This window comes from Thermosipho sp. 1074, from assembly GCF_001999655.1.
Lineage (GTDB): Bacteria > Thermotogota > Thermotogae > Thermotogales > Fervidobacteriaceae > Thermosipho > Thermosipho affectus.
In genome coordinates, this window is sequence record NZ_LBEX01000004.1 from 125,205 (window position 1) to 143,442 (window position 18,238).

Annotated in this window: 22 protein-coding genes; 13 read left to right on the forward strand and 9 right to left on the reverse strand. The window is 30.1% G+C overall.

The genetic code is table 11. The features are described from left to right. Positions 1–26 precede the first annotated feature (26 nt). From XO08_RS02155 to XO08_RS02215, 13 genes are read left to right on the forward strand one after another with little or no spacing between them, the layout of a single operon-like run. Complete coding sequence (locus XO08_RS02155; RefSeq protein ID WP_075665423.1) at positions 27–1,031, forward strand: M42 family metallopeptidase; 1,005 nt, start codon at positions 27–29, stop codon at positions 1,029–1,031. Between the two features lie 19 nt (positions 1,032–1,050). Next, positions 1,051–1,716, forward strand: coding sequence for a hypothetical protein (locus XO08_RS02160; protein WP_077287154.1), 666 nt, complete (start codon positions 1,051–1,053; stop codon positions 1,714–1,716). An 11-nt stretch (positions 1,717–1,727) separates the two neighbouring features. Next, complete coding sequence (locus XO08_RS02165) at positions 1,728–2,477, forward strand: undecaprenyl-diphosphate phosphatase (RefSeq protein WP_075665424.1); 750 nt, start codon at positions 1,728–1,730, stop codon at positions 2,475–2,477. Continuing rightward, the gene (gene hutI, locus XO08_RS02170; RefSeq protein ID WP_075665425.1) at positions 2,478–3,674 is read left to right on the forward strand and encodes an imidazolonepropionase; all 1,197 of its coding nucleotides are present in this window, start codon (positions 2,478–2,480) and stop codon (positions 3,672–3,674) included. It abuts the gene before it with no gap. Next, on the forward strand, positions 3,661–4,002 hold the full coding sequence (locus tag XO08_RS02175; RefSeq protein WP_077287156.1) for a NusG domain II-containing protein: 342 nt from the start codon (positions 3,661–3,663) through the stop codon (positions 4,000–4,002). Before hutI ends, XO08_RS02175 begins: the two co-directional genes overlap by 14 nt. Further along, positions 3,945–4,490: a Gx transporter family protein gene (locus XO08_RS02180; RefSeq protein WP_233120221.1), complete on the forward strand. Its 546-nt coding sequence runs from the start codon at positions 3,945–3,947 to the stop codon at positions 4,488–4,490. The genes XO08_RS02175 and XO08_RS02180 overlap by 58 nt, the downstream gene beginning before the upstream one ends. Then, positions 4,459–5,055, forward strand: coding sequence for a nucleoside triphosphate pyrophosphatase (locus XO08_RS02185; RefSeq protein ID WP_075665427.1), 597 nt, complete (start codon positions 4,459–4,461; stop codon positions 5,053–5,055). Before XO08_RS02180 ends, XO08_RS02185 begins: the two co-directional genes overlap by 32 nt. Beyond that, positions 5,006–5,647: a DNA repair protein RadC gene (gene radC, locus XO08_RS02190; RefSeq protein ID WP_075665428.1), complete on the forward strand. Its 642-nt coding sequence runs from the start codon at positions 5,006–5,008 to the stop codon at positions 5,645–5,647. Before XO08_RS02185 ends, radC begins: the two co-directional genes overlap by 50 nt. Before the next feature lie 11 nt (positions 5,648–5,658). After that, on the forward strand, positions 5,659–6,798 hold the full coding sequence (locus XO08_RS02195) for a hypothetical protein (protein ID WP_075665429.1): 1,140 nt from the start codon (positions 5,659–5,661) through the stop codon (positions 6,796–6,798). 1 nt (position 6,799) lies between these two features. Continuing rightward, positions 6,800–8,185 (forward strand): hypothetical protein, encoded by a 1,386-nt coding sequence (locus tag XO08_RS02200; protein ID WP_075665430.1) that lies wholly within the window; start codon positions 6,800–6,802, stop codon positions 8,183–8,185. Beyond that, the gene (locus XO08_RS02205) at positions 8,185–9,321 is read left to right on the forward strand and encodes a glycosyltransferase family 2 protein (protein ID WP_232218209.1); all 1,137 of its coding nucleotides are present in this window, start codon (positions 8,185–8,187) and stop codon (positions 9,319–9,321) included. Before XO08_RS02200 ends, XO08_RS02205 begins: the two co-directional genes overlap by 1 nt. Next, on the forward strand, positions 9,321–10,073 hold the full coding sequence (locus XO08_RS02210; protein ID WP_232218210.1) for a glycosyltransferase family 2 protein: 753 nt from the start codon (positions 9,321–9,323) through the stop codon (positions 10,071–10,073). Before XO08_RS02205 ends, XO08_RS02210 begins: the two co-directional genes overlap by 1 nt. Next, entirely contained in the window at positions 10,057–11,055 is a 999-nt protein-coding gene (locus tag XO08_RS02215; RefSeq protein WP_075665432.1) for a lysylphosphatidylglycerol synthase transmembrane domain-containing protein, read from the forward strand. Before XO08_RS02210 ends, XO08_RS02215 begins: the two co-directional genes overlap by 17 nt. Here XO08_RS02215 and XO08_RS02220 read toward each other — a convergent pair. The 9 genes from XO08_RS02220 to XO08_RS02260 are packed head-to-tail and all read right to left on the reverse strand — an operon-like array spanning position 11,052 to position 18,238. After that, entirely contained in the window at positions 11,052–13,367 is a 2,316-nt protein-coding gene (locus XO08_RS02220) for an RND family transporter (RefSeq protein ID WP_077287158.1), read from the reverse strand. The two genes, XO08_RS02215 and XO08_RS02220, sit on opposite strands and share 4 nt — an antisense overlap. After that, positions 13,368–13,757 carry a hypothetical protein gene (locus XO08_RS02225; protein ID WP_075665434.1) on the reverse strand — a complete coding sequence of 130 codons (390 nt, stop codon included), beginning with the start codon at positions 13,755–13,757 and terminating at the stop codon, positions 13,368–13,370. It lies immediately after the preceding gene. Then, positions 13,750–14,268 carry a hypothetical protein gene (locus XO08_RS02230; protein WP_075665435.1) on the reverse strand — a complete coding sequence of 173 codons (519 nt, stop codon included), beginning with the start codon at positions 14,266–14,268 and terminating at the stop codon, positions 13,750–13,752. Before XO08_RS02230 ends, XO08_RS02225 begins: the two co-directional genes overlap by 8 nt. Next, positions 14,265–15,470 (reverse strand): S41 family peptidase, encoded by a 1,206-nt coding sequence (locus XO08_RS02235; RefSeq protein WP_075665436.1) that lies wholly within the window; start codon positions 15,468–15,470, stop codon positions 14,265–14,267. The genes XO08_RS02230 and XO08_RS02235 overlap by 4 nt, the downstream gene beginning before the upstream one ends. Beyond that, positions 15,463–16,254 carry a tRNA (adenine-N1)-methyltransferase gene (locus tag XO08_RS02240; RefSeq protein ID WP_075665437.1) on the reverse strand — a complete coding sequence of 264 codons (792 nt, stop codon included), beginning with the start codon at positions 16,252–16,254 and terminating at the stop codon, positions 15,463–15,465. Before XO08_RS02240 ends, XO08_RS02235 begins: the two co-directional genes overlap by 8 nt. 15 nt (positions 16,255–16,269) lie before the next feature. Beyond that, positions 16,270–16,689 carry a hypothetical protein gene (locus tag XO08_RS02245; protein ID WP_075665438.1) on the reverse strand — a complete coding sequence of 140 codons (420 nt, stop codon included), beginning with the start codon at positions 16,687–16,689 and terminating at the stop codon, positions 16,270–16,272. Positions 16,690–16,692: 3 nt separating this feature from the next. After that, positions 16,693–17,376 carry a hypothetical protein gene (locus XO08_RS02250; RefSeq protein ID WP_075665439.1) on the reverse strand — a complete coding sequence of 228 codons (684 nt, stop codon included), beginning with the start codon at positions 17,374–17,376 and terminating at the stop codon, positions 16,693–16,695. Then, positions 17,373–17,963, reverse strand: coding sequence for a bis(5'-nucleosyl)-tetraphosphatase (symmetrical) YqeK (gene yqeK / locus XO08_RS02255; RefSeq protein WP_075665440.1), 591 nt, complete (start codon positions 17,961–17,963; stop codon positions 17,373–17,375). Before yqeK ends, XO08_RS02250 begins: the two co-directional genes overlap by 4 nt. Beyond that, positions 17,960–18,238: a DUF503 domain-containing protein gene (locus XO08_RS02260; RefSeq protein ID WP_075665441.1), complete on the reverse strand. Its 279-nt coding sequence runs from the start codon at positions 18,236–18,238 to the stop codon at positions 17,960–17,962. Before XO08_RS02260 ends, yqeK begins: the two co-directional genes overlap by 4 nt.

Here is an 18,238-nt window from a genome sequence, read left to right on the forward strand (position 1 = left end):
ATAAAATTAAAAGGAGGTTTTCATGTATGAAAGAATTAATAAAAAAACTTACCGAAACACATAGTCCAAGCGGTCGAGAAGAGAAAATTAGAAAAGTAATCCTCTCTGAGCTAGAAGGTTACATCGACGGTTATAAAGTAGATAAATTGGGAAATTTAATTGTCTGGAAAAACGGTTCATCTGGCAAAAAAATACTTTTAGATGCACATATGGACGAGATTGGGGTAGTAGTAACAAACATAGATGATAACGGATTTTTAAAAATTGACATGGTGGGTGGTGTATCACCTTATACGATCTTTCGTTCAAAAGTTAGATTTGGTAATGTTGTAGGTATAGTTGATGTTGAAGGAGAAACAGGTCAAATTTTAGCGGAAAACATAAAAAATATGTCCTTTGACAAAATATACGTAGATATAGGGGCAAAGTCAAAGGAAGAAGCAGAAAAAATTTGTCCTATAGGAACTTTTGGAACCTTTGATGGATACTTCATTGAAAACGGCGATTATTTCATCTCAAAATCAATGGATGATAGAATTGGTTGCGCAGTAATAATAGAAGTGTTTAAAAAACTTAAAAATACAAAAAATTCGGTATATGGAGTATTTGCAGTGCAAGAAGAAGTTGGAATAATAGGCGCAAGAGTTGCGGGCTATGATATTGATCCAGATGTGGCTATAGCAATTGATGTTACCGCCGCAGGTGATACTCCAAAAGCAAATAAAAGAGTATCAATGAAATTGGGAAGTGGAGCATGTATAAAGGTAAAGGACGGATATTCAATTAGTGATAAAGAAATGGTAAACGTATTAAGAGATCTTGCAGAAAAATACAATATACCATATCAAATGGAAGTTTTAATTTACGGTGGAACAGATGCACGTGGATATCAAAACACAAAAGCAGGTATTCCAAGTGCAACTATTTCTATTGCCACAAGGTATATTCACACACCAAACGAAATGGTACACAAAAAGGATGTAGAAGCCACTATTGAGTTGATTTTGAAATACGTAGAGGAGGGAATTTAAGCTGCGTTCTTTTACACCCTTGGAATTAAAAATACTAAGCACTCTTATACTTATTTTATCTTTAATAACATTACTACTTCTAATATCAACTATTTATCTGTACATCAAAAAATCTTCTGTAAACGTAGATGTTGTATACATTCCAAAAAAACTTGAATTCAGAAATGTAACTGGGAGTGAAAAGCTCCCAGATTTTTCATTAGATTCCACAACTACTATGATCAAATTTGAAACATTTAATTATGATAAATTGTTAGTACATTCACTTGATATCTTAGAATACAGCACAGATGTTTCCACCTTTGTGGTAGACTCACAAAATGCCCTTAAAATAGTAAAGTTAAGTAAAAATTTTTTAATCAACAAGTTATCAGAGGATACATACTTTTTAGTAGTACCATCAAAGATAAGGCTCCCAGGTCTTCTTGCCGGAAAAAGTGTATACACAATATTCTTAAAAACAGGTGAAAATGCAGAACCTATTTTTAGAGATATTCTAAATCTAAGATCAAATGGCTTTTCATCATTTGCAATAAAATTTAAAAGGAATAATAAAATCTTCTATTCACTTTGTTTAGGCGCTTTTCCAGATATCGATTCTGCTAAAGAATATTTAAACAATTTAAACGTAAAAGAATTAAAAATATATACATATAGGCCATACGCAGGGAGAATAACACATTAAGGAGGAAGAAAATGGAGATAATTCTTGGAATCATACAAGGTCTTACCGAATTTTTACCCGTTTCAAGTTCTGGACACTTAAGTATGTTCTCAAAAATTCTAAACATAGATTCAAATTTATCTATTTTTGCACTTTTACATCTTGCAACATTAGCCGCAATTATAATTTTTGTATGGAAAGAATTATTTGAAATAATAAAAGGATTTTTTAAATTTGAAAAAAATTATATAAATCTTGTACTTAAAATTATTGTCTCTACAATACCTGCAGCAATTTTTGGTCTTTTATTTGAAAACAAAGTGGAATCTTCCATTTCAAATCTTAAAATTATCTCTTTCTTCTTTTTAGTAACGAGCGCCGCGCTTTTTATTTCCGACAAACTAAAGGGAAAGAAAAATTATTTTGAAATAACATATACCGATGCATTAACAATCGGTTTATTTCAGGCGTTGGCAATATTCCCAGGAATATCAAGAAGTGGATTCACACTATTTGGCGCATTAATGATAGGATTAAAAAGAGAATTAGCGTTAAAATATTCTTTTCTAATAAGTATTCCCGTAATATTAGGGGCAGGTATACTAGGTGTAAAAAACATGTCTATTAATACAATCTATTTAACCTCTGCGCTAGTTGCTTTCATATTCGGTTTATTTAGCTTATTTATACTTAAAAAAGCTACTATCTCAAAAAATCTTAAGATATTTTCCATATATTGTCTATTTGCATCTATTCTCTCATTTATATTAGGGGGGATTTAAATGTTCAAGATACATGCTGATCATCTTTTAACTCCAACGGGAAATACTCCAAAAAAAGGAAAAGAAATGCAAGAATTATTCGAGGCATTTGACGTAGATGTGATAATTGATCATGGAAAAATTTTGGACATAAAAAAGCACAAATCAAAATCTGATTATACAATTAATGCAAAACTTGTAACTCCCGCCTTTGTAGATGCACATACACACATTCCATTCTATGGAAAACGTGCAAATGAATTTTACATGAGAGCACGTGGGAAAACCTACTCTCAAATATTCGAAAAAGGTGGGGGAATTCACAGCAGCGTAAAGATGGTAAGAAACGCAACTGTAGATGAAATAGTAAAAGAAAACATTAAATATTTAAACCTCTTAAAACAAAACGGAATATGTGCAATTGAAGGGAAAAGTGGATACGGTCTTGAAAAAGTAAGTGAAATAAAACAGCTAAAAGCGATATCAATATTAAATGAAATACAGGATGTGAAAGTGATCCCAACATTTTTGGGGTTACATGCAATTCCAAAGGATAGTGATAAAACAGAATATATAAAAAATGTAAAAGAATGGCTAGATGATATCAAAAGTTTCACAAATACAATAGACGTATTTTGCGATAAAGGTGTGTTTCTCCCGGAAGATATTGAGGATTTTTTTAATTTTGCCAAAGAAAGGGGATTTAAATTAAGATTCCATGCAGATGAAATAGCAAATGTCGGTGCAACAAAACTTGCGGTGAAGTTACATGCAGTCTCTGCAGATCATTTATTAAAAATAGATGAAGAAGAAATAGCTTTACTTTCAAAATCAAATACAGTTGCAACATTAATGCCAGGCACAAGTTTCTACCTTGGTGAAACATTTGCAAATGCAAGAAAAATCATTGATAAAGGTGCGGCAGTTGCTTTAGGTTCTGATTTTAATCCTGGTTCATGTCCAATCTTTTCACCATCGTTTGTTATGCATCTTGCCATAAGATTTTTAAAAATGGAACCAGAAGAAATCTTAACAGCTTACACTTTAAACGCTGCACATGTGCTTGGAATTGAAAATGGAAAAATAGAGCCGGGATTTCAATGTGATATTGCCCTTTGGAACACAAATGAATTTTTGGATATTCCCTATATGTTTGATCAAAACTTTCTAAGAGGTATTATAATCAACGGAAAGGTGACTATGTATGAAGTTTTTTAAACGTGCAGACATTGTTTTAATCCTTATAATAGCCCTTTTTTCCGTAATATTTTTTCCAAAAGTTAGTAAAAATTCCATTTTCGTGGTAAAAGTTAACGGGGAACTCTATTTAAAACTAACAAAACCCGGAGCATACAAAATAAAAGATAACAATGGAAAAGTCCTTTCAATTGTACACTTTGACGGCGAAAAAGCTTGGATAACAGATTCAACTTGTCCTTTAAAGATTTGCGAAAAAACTGGTAAAATAGACAAAGGAGGAAAAATAATTTGTGTTCCAAACAAGATAGTCGTAGAATCGAAAGAACAAGAATTACAAACCTGGTAATATACGCCCTTTTGGTGTCAATATCTTCCGTAATGTTTGTTATAGAAAAATACATTCCATATCCTGTACCTGCTGGAAAATGGGGGTTTTCCAATTTTGTAATATTATACACCGTATTAAACATTGGCTTTAAAGGTGGAGTGTTAGTAGGCACTTTAAAAACATTAATTGGAAGTATATTTACCGGAACAATATTTACCCCTCCTTTCTTTATGGGCTTTTTTGGTATAATCGCAGCTGTGACCTTTCAATGGTTATTTTCAAAATTAAATTTTTTTGGATACATTGGAATAAGCGTTATAGGTATGATTGCAAATAACTTTACACAAGTCTTAGTTGGAAGTATAATCATAAGGAGTAACTCTATATTTTCTTTTTTACCACTAATGATTGGACTTGGCATTATTTCTGCAATAATTAATGCCATCCTTGCACAAAAAATGGAGGAGATATTTAATGAATCTAATTTTGGCAACAACATCTCCTAGAAGAATAGACATATTCAAAATGCTAAATATCACGTTCAAAGTGATACCACCAAATATAAACGAAAACATAAATGAAAAAAATCCAGAAGAATTGGTAAAAAAACTTTCACTCACTAAAGCAAAAAGTATTAAAGAAAAAGGTATAATAATTGCAGCAGATACAATTGTCTACTTTAATGGCAAAATTTTTGGAAAACCTAAAGATTACGATGAAGCATACAATATGCTTAAAACCCTTTCAGCAAATTGGCATACAGTATACACTGGAGTAACCATTCTAACAGAAAATGAAACAATCACATTTTGTGAAAAAACAAATGTGAAATTTAAACCTTTAACTGATGAATTGATAAAATACTATATAAATACGTCAAAGCCATTTGATAAAGCAGGTGCATATGGTATCCAAGAGCTTGGTGCTATACTTGTAGAAAAAATAGAGGGGGATTTTTACAACGTTATGGGATTTCCAATTTCAAAAGTCTGGGATATCTTGTGGGATAGGGGGATAATAAATGCTTCCACGGGAAAAACTTCTGGTGGATGGCGCGGAAAAACTTTCTAATTATGAACTAATATCCATTCTAATTAGAACTGGAACAAAAGATAAAAACGTATTTGAACTCTCAAAAAAATTACTCGAATATTTTGACAACAGTCTTCTAAAATTAAGCAAAGCAAGTATAGAAGATTTATGTAATGTAAAAGGACTTGGCAAGGCAAAAGCTGCTACAATATTTGCAGCAATCGAACTCTCAAAAAGACTTTTAAATGAAGAAAGAAAAGGAAAAACATTAAATTCACCTGAATTAGTATACGAATATTGCAAAGATATGAAACAATACGATCAAGAAGTGGTAAGGGTAATAATGCTCAACTCTAAACTTTCAGAAATTACTTCAAAAGATATAACAATCGGACTTATAGACACAAGTCTTGCACATCCCAGGGAAATTTATAGAGAAGCTATTAAAAACTCCGCAGCATACATCATTCTAGTACACAACCACCCATCTGGAGATGTAAAGCCAAGTAAAAATGACAAAGATTTAACTTTTAAAATTAAGGAAGCAGGGGAAATAATAGGTATAAAGTTGCTTGACCATATAATTGTTGGAAATGGATTTTACAGTTTTAAAAAAAATAAATTACTTTAAGGGGTGTCAAAATGGAAAAAGAAGATAAACTAAAAAATATTTTAGAACTCAAAAAAAAATTGGAAAAGGAATTAGTAAAAACTGGGAAAAAGAAAAAAGAAAAGATTAAAAATAATCCTAAAAGCGGCAAAGATATAAAAAAATTAAAAGAAAAACTTATAAAAAAAGCAAACATTTCAAAAGAAGATAGCTACACTATTTTCGATATCAATAAGCAAGATTATGATGCAAGTATTGAAGAAATAATCAACACTTTAAGAAAATTTTCCATCACCGACAAAATATTTCTTGCATTAATAAACATTTTAGAGGGAAATTTCGATGAAGCTAGCAAGTTTTTAAACCAAAATACGGTAATTTCAAAATACAACTTGCTACTTACAAAACTCTATAAAAAGCAAAACATATCAAACGAAATCGTCGAATTTATCAAAAACAATACGCATTCCATATACCCTTATCTATTACTTTTGGAGTATTACATTGCAAATGGATTATCCAAAAACTTTTCAAAAATATTATCTCAACTCTCAAATATAGATAGCTTTTTTAAAATTATCCTCGATGCCTATATGGGGAACCAAATAGATACAAATACCTTAAAAAACATAATTAAAACAAAAGTTTTTCCGTCTCTCACTCTATTTTTCATCAAAAAGAAAAACTTTGAATCAGAAAACACCAAAAGTTTTTGTCTAAACACAAACTACAGTTTAATTGAAGGAAAGATACCACCAAACAGACCATACTGTATAAAATCAGTTTTTGCAAATACCGCCTGGGCACTATTAAATGGCCGTGAAATAAATCTCAATAACCTAAAAAGGTTCGAAAAAACCCCAGAATATAATCTATTTTTTGGTTTCTTCTATTACAACAACAACTTGTTTGAAAAATCAAAGATATTTTTTAGTAAATTTGAAAATCAAGTGGAAAAATACGAAATTAAACTATTTTTTAAGAAAGAAACGTTTGTTGGTTTAAAGCAATTTTATTATATTCCCAGAGGTTATCAAAAAAAATTGAGTGGAAACATATTCGACATTATCCACCAAAATCCAGAGTACGACTTCTACGTTGAATACTTTGATCCAGAAGTTGTTAGGTTATTATTTTCGGAAAAACATTGTAAACTAATATACGGTGATTAATATGAAAAAGATAATATTAATTCTTCAATTGATTTCTATAGTTGCATTTTCAAAATTTTCATTTTTTACCACAAACTATATCGAAAATTTAGAAAATGGGTTACAAATAAACCTAAGTTATGCGTTTGGAAACTGGCAGAAAAGTTATATTCTAAAAGGCGATGGACCTGGAAGGGCTTTAAATCCTGCAGAAAGCGGATTCTATATCTTTGAAAAAATCCCTCCCTATCTAAATTTTGAGATTTTATTTCAAAATAATAATTTTGTGCTCTATACCAATGTACCATTTTCCAAAGAAACAACTGTAAAAATTAAAGATCCTTTCTTAAATTTTTCATTTACATCTTTTGATATGAACGGGCCTGAAAACTTTTTACTTGGATATCTAAAAAAAGATCTATTTATAGGCATCGGAAGATATCCCATTAAATGGGGGGATTCAAAATATCCCATTACAATATCAGATACTACTTTCCAAGATAATCTTACAATTTCAAAAAAATTTGAAAATTTCACTTATACTTACCATTTTATTTCTTCTTTTCCACTTCTAACAAAAGAAGAAAAGCACATTCAAGAAAACTACTACGAAAAACACACACCAAACTTATATTTTTTTGAACCATTTAAAACTATTGTCGCACACAGATTTGAGTTCTTCTTAGATGATTTTAGAATAGCAATAGGTGAGTTAAACGTAGTAGGTGGAAAAGCACCAGATTTAATTGATTTAAATCCACTAATGTTTTTTCACAACACATATGGCGAAGGCTATTCAAACGTCTTATCATCTGTAGATTTTTCGTATAGTTTTAAAAACCTTAAAATATTTGGAGAATTTGCACTTGACGACTATATAACCCCAACAGAAACAGAAGATTACAAACCCAATGCATACGGATATAATTTAGGTATTGAATTTAATCTTGATAATTTTAATATTTGGTTTGAATACGATTTTACAAGCGAGTGGATGTATATTACAAATTACCTTCCGTATTTAAGGATAAACGTAAGACATTTTTATCTTGATAACAATAACAGTCCTGGGAGGGCACTTGCAGATTTTCCACTTGGATTCAGATATGGTCCAGACGCAACAATGGTCTCCATGGGTGGAAATTACAAAATAGAAAATTTAAAAATTTCATTTACATATAATTTTCTTGTCAAAGGTACGGTAAATGATGATGGAAAAATAAGATGGAAGTGGTTTTGGGATGCATGGAATGAAAATGTGTCACCACAAGGTATAAAAATAGAAAAATCAACTGATTTGATGTATAATATTATTGACCTTTTAGTTGTATACAACTTTTTTAAATTTAACATCTTTAAAGTAAACGACAATATACTATTTATTTTTAGTACAGAGGTGAAAATATAATGTTTACAGTGGCATTTTATGTATTAAATATACTAATCTCTTTGATAATAGTACTCTATGGAAAATACAAAAATGAAAAGAGAACAAATTACCTTCACGAAAATAGAAATCCAGATTACAATCCGCTAGTTTCTGTTATAATCCCATGCTATAACGAAGAGGAGGTAATTGAGAACACAATAAAAACTGTAGCAGACAGTAGCTACAAGAATATTGAAATAATAGTGATAGATGATAATTCTAAGGACAAGACATATGAGCTTGCAAAAAAACTCGAAACAAAATACAAAAATTTAAAAGTTATAAAAAAGAAGGGAGAAAAAGGAAAACCACAATCTATAAACGAAGCAATGAAAATCGCAAAAGGTGATATTATACTATTCATAGACGCTGATGCAAGAATTCCAAAAAATTACATTTCATCCCATATCTTTTGCTTTTCAAATCCAAAAGTGGAAATGATCTTTACAAACTTCGAAGCATACAATTTCAAATTTAAACCCGTATTCATTATTCAAGAAATTTATTTCAATTTTGTAAAAACTATTTTCTATTCAAATATAATAGTTAGAATGATATTTATGGGAAATGGTGTCTTCTTTAAAAGAAGTCTTCTTGAAAAAATACTTCCTATTGATCCGAAAACATTAGTTGATGACTTTAGCATGGCCACAAAATTGTCAAAACTAAAAGTAAAAGAATATTATTCTACTTATCCCTATATAAATATCCAATTTGCAACAAATTTCAAAGATTTATGGAAACAACATAAAAGATGGTATATAGGTGGATTTAGAGAAATGTTTCAACGTATAAAAGAGGGAAATTTTTCATTTTTATTCTATTACATGTTGGTAGGATTTATAATTTTCTTACCATTTATATCCATAGTATTAGATATGTTTTTTCACATTGGAATGTTAAAATTTGTTCTAGGATTAATAATTTCAGTATTTATTTTGATGTGGGTTAGTTCTCTTGATAGTAGACAATTTGGTTTTTTCTCACTTGTTTATTCTTTCTTTTACGTACCCATTTTAATGATTTTCGAACTCTTAGTGCTAATTTACAGTTATATTATAGGTCCGTTTAATAAAAAAATTCAGTGGTATAAAGTAAAGAGGGAAAAACTTTAATGAAACTTATGAAAATTTCTGTTGTAATTCCCGTTTTAAACGAAGAAACAAGCCTTGAAAACACGTTAAAAAGCATCAAAAATCAAACGTATAAGAATTTTGAAATTATAGTTGTAGATAACGGAAGTACAGATAAATCCGTAGTGATTGCGAAAAAATACACACAAAATGTACTTTTTGAGAAAAAAAAGGGCCCAATAAATGCAATAGTAAAAGGGTTCAAATATGCAGCTGGAGATATATTGATAACATGCGATGCAGACTCTATATATCCAAAAGATTATTTTGAAAAAATTGTAAAAAAATTCAAAAAGAAGAAAAATCTTTGTGCAATCTATGGACCTTTTCTATTTATCGAAAACAACAAATTCTCAAACTTTTTTGTGTGGCTCTTTTACATAACATCAGATTTTCTTTCAAAAATATTCACAAAGACATATATAGTAGGTGCCGCTAACTTTGCAATAAAAAAAGAGTGCTATCTAAAGTCAGGTGGATACGATACCACAAATAATTTAGCATCAAAAGATTTTCGTCTTGCAAAAAAATTATCCAACCTTGGTAAGGTCTCATTTTCTCCTTTTCTTCTAGTTCTAACATCGAATAGAAGATTTAAAAAAGAAGGATTATTAAAAAGCTTAAAAAAAGCTTTTGATTTATGGGCAGATGTGGCTTTCAATATCAACAAGATAACCTACAGCACTTATTACACAAAAGAATATTACAGGAGGAAGAATGAAAAAGAAAAATAAAATTATTATAGGAATTATTTTATCCATTATTATATCCGGAGTTATCTTGCTCTTTTACAGTTTTTCATTAAACAAAAACATAATAAAAACGATATTTTTTTCGATTAATTACAAAGAATTTTTATGTGCAATTATTCTCGTATTACTGAGCTTTATACTAGACGGCATTAAGCATTATATTGTTTTTAAAACCTTAAATCAAAAAATAAACTTAATATCTTCGATAAACTCATGTTTTGTTACGGGATATTTCTCATCAGTTACACCTTTTTCAATGGGTGGTCAACCTTTTCAAATATACTACTTAAACAAGCATGGGGTTGATTCAGCATATGCTACACAGATCGTATTTCTAAGACTATTTGAAATGATCTCATTAATGTTCTTTATTGATTTAAACTATATTGTTTTTTTATCTAATAAAATTTACGGTATTTCAAATAAAATTATATTTTTAGGATTAATACTGACACTTGCATCCTCAATTGCAATACTTTTTGGAATAGTTTTTCCAAAAACATTTATAAAACTTCTACATACTTTTAAGAAGTGGAATTTTCTTTCAAAAATAGTTAATTTTGAAAGACTGGAAAATTGGTTTCACAAGCTTGATATGGTAATAAAAAAAATATTTAACGAACATAAAAAGTTAATATTAGTGGACTTTATAATGATGTTTTTACTATTAATTTTTCAAAGTTATGTTTTTTACTACTCCATATCAATATTTACAAATATGAATTTAAGCTTTTTTAAGTTTTTTTCCATAACAAACATAGTAAACGCTGTGGCATTTTTGGTTCCAACACCTGGTGCTAGTGGAAGCTTTGAAATAGTGTATACCAATGTTTTATCCGAATTTGCTACAGATAAAGAAGCTATTATTAAAGGCGTATTATTTTATAGATTCCTCTCATATTACCTTCTAATAATAATAGGAACAATTATTTTAATACCTTTAATAAAAAAGAAAACAAACTAATTTTTATTCACTCCATTTAAGAAAATAAACACACTTACAAACCATGAAACTACCAATCCTATTACAACAAGTTCACCGAATTCCTTTAACAATTCGCCTTGTGCAAGCAGAAAACTACCAAACGCTATAACAGTAGTTAAAACAGATACAGTAACGGCTTTTTCCGTTTTCATTATGCTTTCCTTCCCATAAAAAACACTGTGAGACAAATGAACCATACTATCCACACCAATTCCTAAGAAAATGGGAATAATAAGTAAATTCAAAAACGTCAATTCTATTTTAAAAATCAAATATCCTATTCCAATTGTAGACAAAATGGATAATATAACATAAAAAGTTATTTTTAATGATTTTTTTAAACTTTTTTGATCAACAAACAATGTAAATATAATAGCCAAAAAGACAAAGTACACCGCATTTTTTGTAGAATCAACTAAATATACCATAACTTTGTAAAATAATGCAGGATATCCAAAAACCTTTTCACTTTTTAACTCGTTATCAAATATTTTCCTTAAATTGTTATTTTCCCACAAATTGAGCTTTTCTTTTGCATACAATAAAAAGTATCTGTTACCATTTGTATCGTAAAAAAACAACGCTGGAATATCCTTTTCTATACTAGAAACAACATCTTCAAACGTTTTTGCAGATTGCAAAAGTCCCAAAGTTTCAATTAAACTATTGTACAAACCATACTTCTTAAAGACTATATCAAGTATAGGCTCACTAACTATCTGGTTTATCTTCCAATAAAATGCCGGACTTATTTCTTTTAACCTCTCAGGATCATTCATAAATGATAAAATGGAAAATGTGTTAGAAAAATATCTTGAATTTTCTATCTTTTTCTTTATGTTCTTCAACGATTCAAAATCTCTTGCACCCAGCACTATCTGACCTATTCCAAATTCTCCAAACTTTTCCTCTGCAAGTTTTAAAGCTATGTTAAATTCTGAGTTTTTGGGGACAAGTCCGGGAGGAGTATACGAAAAGTTTTTAAAGGCAAAATATGCTCCAAAACTCGTAACAATAACCACACCCCAAACAAAAAAAGTTATAGGTTTAAACCTTCTTGTTAATTCCAAAAATTTGGAAAAATACTCTTTTTTTGGAACTTTAATTCTGTCAAAGAATCTCGAATACAGCGCAGGAATTAAAAAATTCATAAACGTATAAAATACCAATACACCTATTCCGGAAGAAATACCCATTTCTTTTAGTGGACGAGACGGACTTAATGCAAGCGCAAATAAAGAAATAGAAGTTGTAATTGCAGAAATAAACGAAGGTATAAAATTTTCTTTAATAGCTTCAATTATACTTTGCGATGATTTCCCATACAATCTTAAATTTTCATGAATTTTAGCGGTTATATGTATTCCATAATCTATACCAAGTCCCAATAACATTGCATTAACAAAGGATGTAACTATATTTATCTCTTTAAACAAAAACACAATTATCCCCAAACTCGTTCCCATAGCAAGAATCATAACGTATAACAAAAAAAACATAGTACTTGTGCTCCCATACGAAATTAAAAGCAAAATGGAAATCCCTACTAAAGATACCAAAGTAGTAATTTGAAAATCCTTTGACACTTGTAAATTGCCCGTATAATTACTCATTGCTGAACCACTAAAGAGTACATTCACACCAAACTTTTCAGATATATCATCGGCAATTTTCTTTAACTTGGGGATTGCCACACTTAAAAATTTAACATCCGTTACAGGTTTAACCATTGAGAAATTCATTAACATTAGAGTTTTATCATCGGAAATAAGATAATATTTTTTTATTCCACTTCTTGAAAAAAAATCATCTGCAAAATTAGATACCGCAGAAATTGCACTTCCTAAATTTCTCCAAAATCTAAAATCAATCACAGAACGTGGTTCTACATTTACAACTGCATTGTAATAACCAATTATACTGTCAATACTGTTCTCATCCACGGTAAAAATCCCATATTTTATAAGATTTTCCGGATTGTCAAATGCCTCTGCTTTTAAAATGTAACTTGTCTTTTCAAATTTATCTTTCATTTCATATGCAAGTTTACCGGCATTTACACCATTATTTAATTCAATGACTATCAACAAAGTGTTTGAAATCACCTTTTCTTTTGTAAACTTAACTAAATCTTGAAACTCCTTTATATTTTTTGGTGCAAGTTCTGTAAGTTCTGCATTCACCTTTAAATTTATAAGACTATACACGCCAAGAAATAATCCAAAAACCGAAAAAACAATTATTATCAACCTTGAATGATTTATTAAAAACTTTCCAAGGCGTTCTATCAATCATCTCACCCCCATAATAAACACATAGAACGCAAAAAGCCTTAAAATTGCAACTTTTTTTCTACTTTCAAAATCTAATTTTCTAAAATTTGAAATCAAAAAACAAAAAAGAAAAGAAAATCTAGAATCTACGGAGATATGGAAGAACACATTTATTAAAAATATTAGGTAAACAAAAACCGGAACAAATGCATAAAACCAAAAACGGGATAATTCATTAAAAAGAAAGTTTTTTCCATCTAAAGAAGCAATTATACTAAAGACGAGAAAATATATCGCAAAAAATCCCAAAACAAAAGAAGATAGTGTAAATTTTTCAACATGTAATACAAATGAAGAAAGCACATACACAACCAAAAATTCAAAAAAAACCAATATACTTCTAATCATATTTAACAACCCCATATTTTTTCAAAAGTTCTTCTTCAATCTTATTTTTTACATCAAAATTCACACTTTCACCCTTTAACACTTTGATAACTGCTTCTCCAAAGGATAAATTACTTTCACCTTTTCTTATATGTGGAACATAGTAAAACACAAATCTATCGTAAATTAAAGCCTCAAAAAATATACTCCCCCACCAATATTTCCTTAACACATATTTTTTTCTATAATCTACTTTAAAGATTTTAAAATAATATTCCACGCTATCCAAAACTTTTTTACTTTCAACTAAAAAAGGGGAATCACCGTATATCAAGTTTTCGGAAAGTATTTTTTGCATTATTAACATGTTTTTAAATTTTCTTACATAATCAAAGTAAGGATTAACAAATAAGACAAAAGGTGGAGATTGTATTTCTACAATCTCCGAATTTAAGTTCTTTACAACCAAAAAAGAAAGTAAAACAACAACATTAACAAGCAAAATTAAAAGCGAAATAAATGCAATTCTCATTTTTGTTCAAGAAAGTACTGTATTGCCCTCTTAATATAAGGATCATCTATATCCACCTTGGTAAACTCTTTTGTATAATCCACCACTTCTTCTTTGTGTTCTAACCTTGTCGCTTCATCGGTTATATATATATTAGGTTCAATTCCCACTCTATGAATATCTTTTCCGCTTGGTGTTTTGTAGTGTGCTATCGTAATAAACGCAACGCCGCCATTGCTTAATGGGAAGCCCTGTTGAACTGATCCTTTACCAAATGTCTTTTTCCCAATTACAACCGCTCTATTATTTTCTTTAAGTGCACCTGTTACTATTTCAGATGCCGATGCTGAACCTCCATTAACCAATACAACCATAGGTACTCTTGGGAAATTATTACCTTCACTCAAATATCTTTCAATTTTTCCAACCCTTGGTTCAACCGTCACAATTAACTTTTCTTTATCTAAGAACATACTTGCAACATCTATCGCACTATCCAAGTAACCTCCAGGATTATCCCTTAAATCTAGTATTAAAGCTGTAACTCCCTTATCATATATCTTTTTCAAAGCCTCTTCTAACTTTTTAGAAGAAGGTTGATTAAATTGCGTAAGTCTTACATAACCTATTCTTCCCATCTCTGTTTCAACAAATCCATACTTTACAGGAGTAATTTTTATTATCTCTCTAACAATATCAAATTCTAAAACTTCTTCTCCTCTCAACACTGTAAGCTTTACCTTGGTGCCTGGCTCTCCTCTCATCATATTAACTGCATCCATGTATGAAACGTCCTTTACAGGCGTTCCATCTATACTAATAATTAAATCACCTGACTTTAAACCAACTCTCCACGCAGGAGTACCATACATCGGACTAATTATTTTTATCGCCATGGATTTTGGATCATAAGTAACTTCTATCCCCAAGCCTCCATACTCACCTTTATTCTCAATTTCTCTTTCTTTGTAAACTTCACTGTTGTAATAATAACTAAAATCATCCCCCAATCCCTTTATCAATCCATCAATACCTAAATCAATTACTTTGTTCACATCTACGTTGTTCATATCGTAATAATAATTTAAAATATAATACAAAGTTTCGGCAAGAGGTGTTAAACGTTCTTGAAACGTCTTTTCAGTTGCTCCACTTAAAAAAATAGAACCTATAAACAAACCAATAAGAACAAGGGTAATTGTAATATAATTTTTCTTATTCACCAAAAACACCTCCCATTTTTCTCAAAACCTTAGTTGCAAAAACAAGGTAAGTAGTATGTGCCACCATCCTATCAAAAGGCCTTAGCCTCTCCGGATTTGGTTTAAACCTTCTCATTAAATTTTCCCATACTTCAACATCTATAAAAGGATATTCATACAACCTTTCGAGAACTTGTTGGACTTGATTGGTTGTAGGGCAAATTATACCTATCTTTCCTCCACCTTTTAGTGCTTGCCAACATTGCTGGATATAGTTATATGGATCGGGAACATCTAACAACAAAGCATCTATATTCATTTCGTCAAATCCTTGAGCAATATCTCGTAACTTTAACTCAACAAATTTATCCAAGTTCCAGCCTTCCAAATTTTTCTTTGCAAGGTTATAAAAATCCTCTCTTCTTTCATAACCGTAAACCTTTCCTTTGTTTCCCACAATCCTTGCAAAAGCACCACACATTGCGCCACTTCCAACACCAGTGTCTATAACTCTACTACCAGGTTTTATATCCAATTTGAATAATATGTAGGATGCATCTTTAGGATAAACTATTTGCGTTCTCCTCTTCATATTAAATATCAAATCTATATATGTAGGGGGTAATATATAAAAGGTCCTTTCCTTTTTTCCAAAAGAAATGAGATCTCCATATTCTTTTCCTATCAAATCATCCATATTAACATGTCCTAAATGTGTACCTTTTTTCTTTCCCTTTTCCACCGTTATAATAATCTTACTACCATCTTCCCCGTATAATAAGACTTTATCTCCTTCTTTAACCAAGACTTTTCCTCCTCTTTAAAACCTATATCCTATTTCAATAGGTATCGTTTGAATTTTTTCCGCTTTTACGTACAAAACAGAATAAGAAAATGAGACAAAAAAGTTTTTAAAATAATACCTTACTCCTGCTAAAACCACATATCCAAGTGAATCAAGGGAAAAACCAAGTATCGCTCCACCTTTTCCGTATATAGCAAATTCTCCAAAGGAAGTTTTTCTAATGTATTTTCCATAATTTTCAAATGAAAAACTATTCATCAGACATTGCATAGAAAAACCAAATTCCGTATTGTTGTTCATAGAAATAGGAAAACCAATACCTATTGAATAAAAGCTATTATCAGTTCCATCGAATGTAAAATTCCAACTTCCATAAAACTCAATTGCAAACAAAGATATAGAAACTATCATTAATAAAATAACTGTTTTTTTCATAATTTATCCCCCTATTTCGTTTTTCAACTGATTTAATTTTTCTAAATCAATGTACAACCTTTCCAATGTCTTATCCCCAACCTTTATCTTTATTGATGACTTCGTAATAGTTGGAAGTTCCCTTATTCTCACACTAAATTTACCCAAAGCATCAAATAACTTAGCCAAAGCAGGCTTCGTCAAAGTTGTTTCAGGTCTAAATATTTTCACCACATTATCTAATGTAAAATAATCAAACAATTTCAAACCTCTAGAAGTCATTCTTTGCAAAAACTCTCCAAAATTTGTAGAATTAAATCCATATTTCTTAGAAAGTTCCAATACTCTCCCTGATTCCAATATTGCATAATAACTATACACTGCATTTGTATTAAACATATCTTTCAAGATTTCCAAGGATAACACTGGACTTGAAAAATTTATCTCTTTGCTAAATTCAGGGTGATACATGTGATTTTTTACCTTAATTATATTCACCATCCTCATGGTTTTATCCACCACTATATAATAACCTTCACTATTTTCTTTATCAATAAACAAATATTGAGTTTTTGTTTCACCATTAAACTCTGGACTATTTTTCACGGTAAATACTTTCCAAAAGAAAAATCCAAAAATAACCAACAATACAAAGACTATCAAAAGCGTAATCCAAATTCCCACTGAATTTCTCCTTCTCCTTCTCATTTTAATCCTCCTTTTCTTTTACTTATCAAATAATTCCAACATTCAACACTCTCCTTTAAAATGAACAAATTTCTAGAAAGTGCATACATTATCTTATTTTTCATAACTTCAAAAAAAGCCATATTCAAATCTTTATAGGCAACTTCTCTTAAATAAGAAACCTTTGGATAATTTCTTGTCTCTTCCAATGAATCTGCAAGAAAAAGCAGTTTCCCATACACTCCAAAACTTTTAAATCCGGAAGTATGATATCTAACGGCGTTTAAAATATCTTCATCAACAATTCTAAATCTAAATTTAATGTATTCTGCGGCAATCTTCCCGTGTAACAAAATAGGATGCATCCTGTCTTCTAAAGTTATATCTATTCCATACGCCTTTGACATTTTTAACAATTTTTCCTCTGGTAAATCTCTGAACACATCGTGAATATAACCCAAGAATTCTGCAATCCTTGTATCTAATCCATGTATTTTCGCAAGGGTAGAGGCAAATTTTGCCGTTCCTAATACATGCGGTAACCTTTCTTTATTTACCAAAATTTGCACTATTTTATTTACCTCATCCAAATCGTAATTCGTTATCAATCATACACCTCCTTGTAAACATTTTCAACCGTGTATTTTCTCTCCAAATATTCTATCAGAGACTCTTGAGTTCTAAAGGTAGACGACTTATCTAAACTAACAAATGCTATTCCTAAGGTTAAAATTTCTTTTGAATTTTGATTAGCCAATTCAATTGCAGAAATATTATACTTTGACCTTATTTCACTAAGAAGTCTTTTAACAATAGAGCGCTTTTCCTTTAGAGAATTTATGCCAAAAAGTTTTATATCAATTTCCAAAAAACTTACCGGCAT

Excerpts from the sequence above, each read along its gene's own strand:
- XO08_RS02155 (WP_075665423.1), top strand. The coding sequence starts at position 27 with ATGAAAGAATTAATAAAAAAACTTACCGAAACACATAGTCCAAGCGGT.
- XO08_RS02165 (WP_075665424.1), top strand. The coding sequence starts at position 1,728 with ATGGAGATAATTCTTGGAATCATACAAGGTCTTACCGAATTTTTACCC.
- hutI (WP_075665425.1), top strand. The coding sequence starts at position 2,478 with ATGTTCAAGATACATGCTGATCATCTTTTAACTCCAACGGGAAATACT.
- XO08_RS02175 (WP_077287156.1), top strand. The coding sequence starts at position 3,661 with ATGAAGTTTTTTAAACGTGCAGACATTGTTTTAATCCTTATAATAGCC.
- XO08_RS02185 (WP_075665427.1), top strand. The coding sequence starts at position 4,459 with ATGAATCTAATTTTGGCAACAACATCTCCTAGAAGAATAGACATATTC.
- radC (WP_075665428.1), top strand. The coding sequence starts at position 5,006 with ATGCTTCCACGGGAAAAACTTCTGGTGGATGGCGCGGAAAAACTTTCT.
- XO08_RS02195 (WP_075665429.1), top strand. The coding sequence starts at position 5,659 with ATGGAAAAAGAAGATAAACTAAAAAATATTTTAGAACTCAAAAAAAAA.
- XO08_RS02200 (WP_075665430.1), top strand. The coding sequence starts at position 6,800 with ATGAAAAAGATAATATTAATTCTTCAATTGATTTCTATAGTTGCATTT.
- XO08_RS02205 (WP_232218209.1), top strand. The coding sequence starts at position 8,185 with ATGTTTACAGTGGCATTTTATGTATTAAATATACTAATCTCTTTGATA.
- XO08_RS02210 (WP_232218210.1), top strand. The coding sequence starts at position 9,321 with ATGAAACTTATGAAAATTTCTGTTGTAATTCCCGTTTTAAACGAAGAA.
- XO08_RS02215 (WP_075665432.1), top strand. The coding sequence starts at position 10,057 with ATGAAAAAGAAAAATAAAATTATTATAGGAATTATTTTATCCATTATT.
- XO08_RS02225 (WP_075665434.1), bottom strand. The coding sequence starts at position 13,757 with ATGATTAGAAGTATATTGGTTTTTTTTGAATTTTTGGTTGTGTATGTG.
- XO08_RS02230 (WP_075665435.1), bottom strand. The coding sequence starts at position 14,268 with ATGAGAATTGCATTTATTTCGCTTTTAATTTTGCTTGTTAATGTTGTT.
- XO08_RS02245 (WP_075665438.1), bottom strand. The coding sequence starts at position 16,689 with ATGAAAAAAACAGTTATTTTATTAATGATAGTTTCTATATCTTTGTTT.
- XO08_RS02250 (WP_075665439.1), bottom strand. The coding sequence starts at position 17,376 with ATGAGAAGGAGAAGGAGAAATTCAGTGGGAATTTGGATTACGCTTTTG.
- XO08_RS02260 (WP_075665441.1), bottom strand. The coding sequence starts at position 18,238 with ATGCCGGTAAGTTTTTTGGAAATTGATATAAAACTTTTTGGCATAAAT.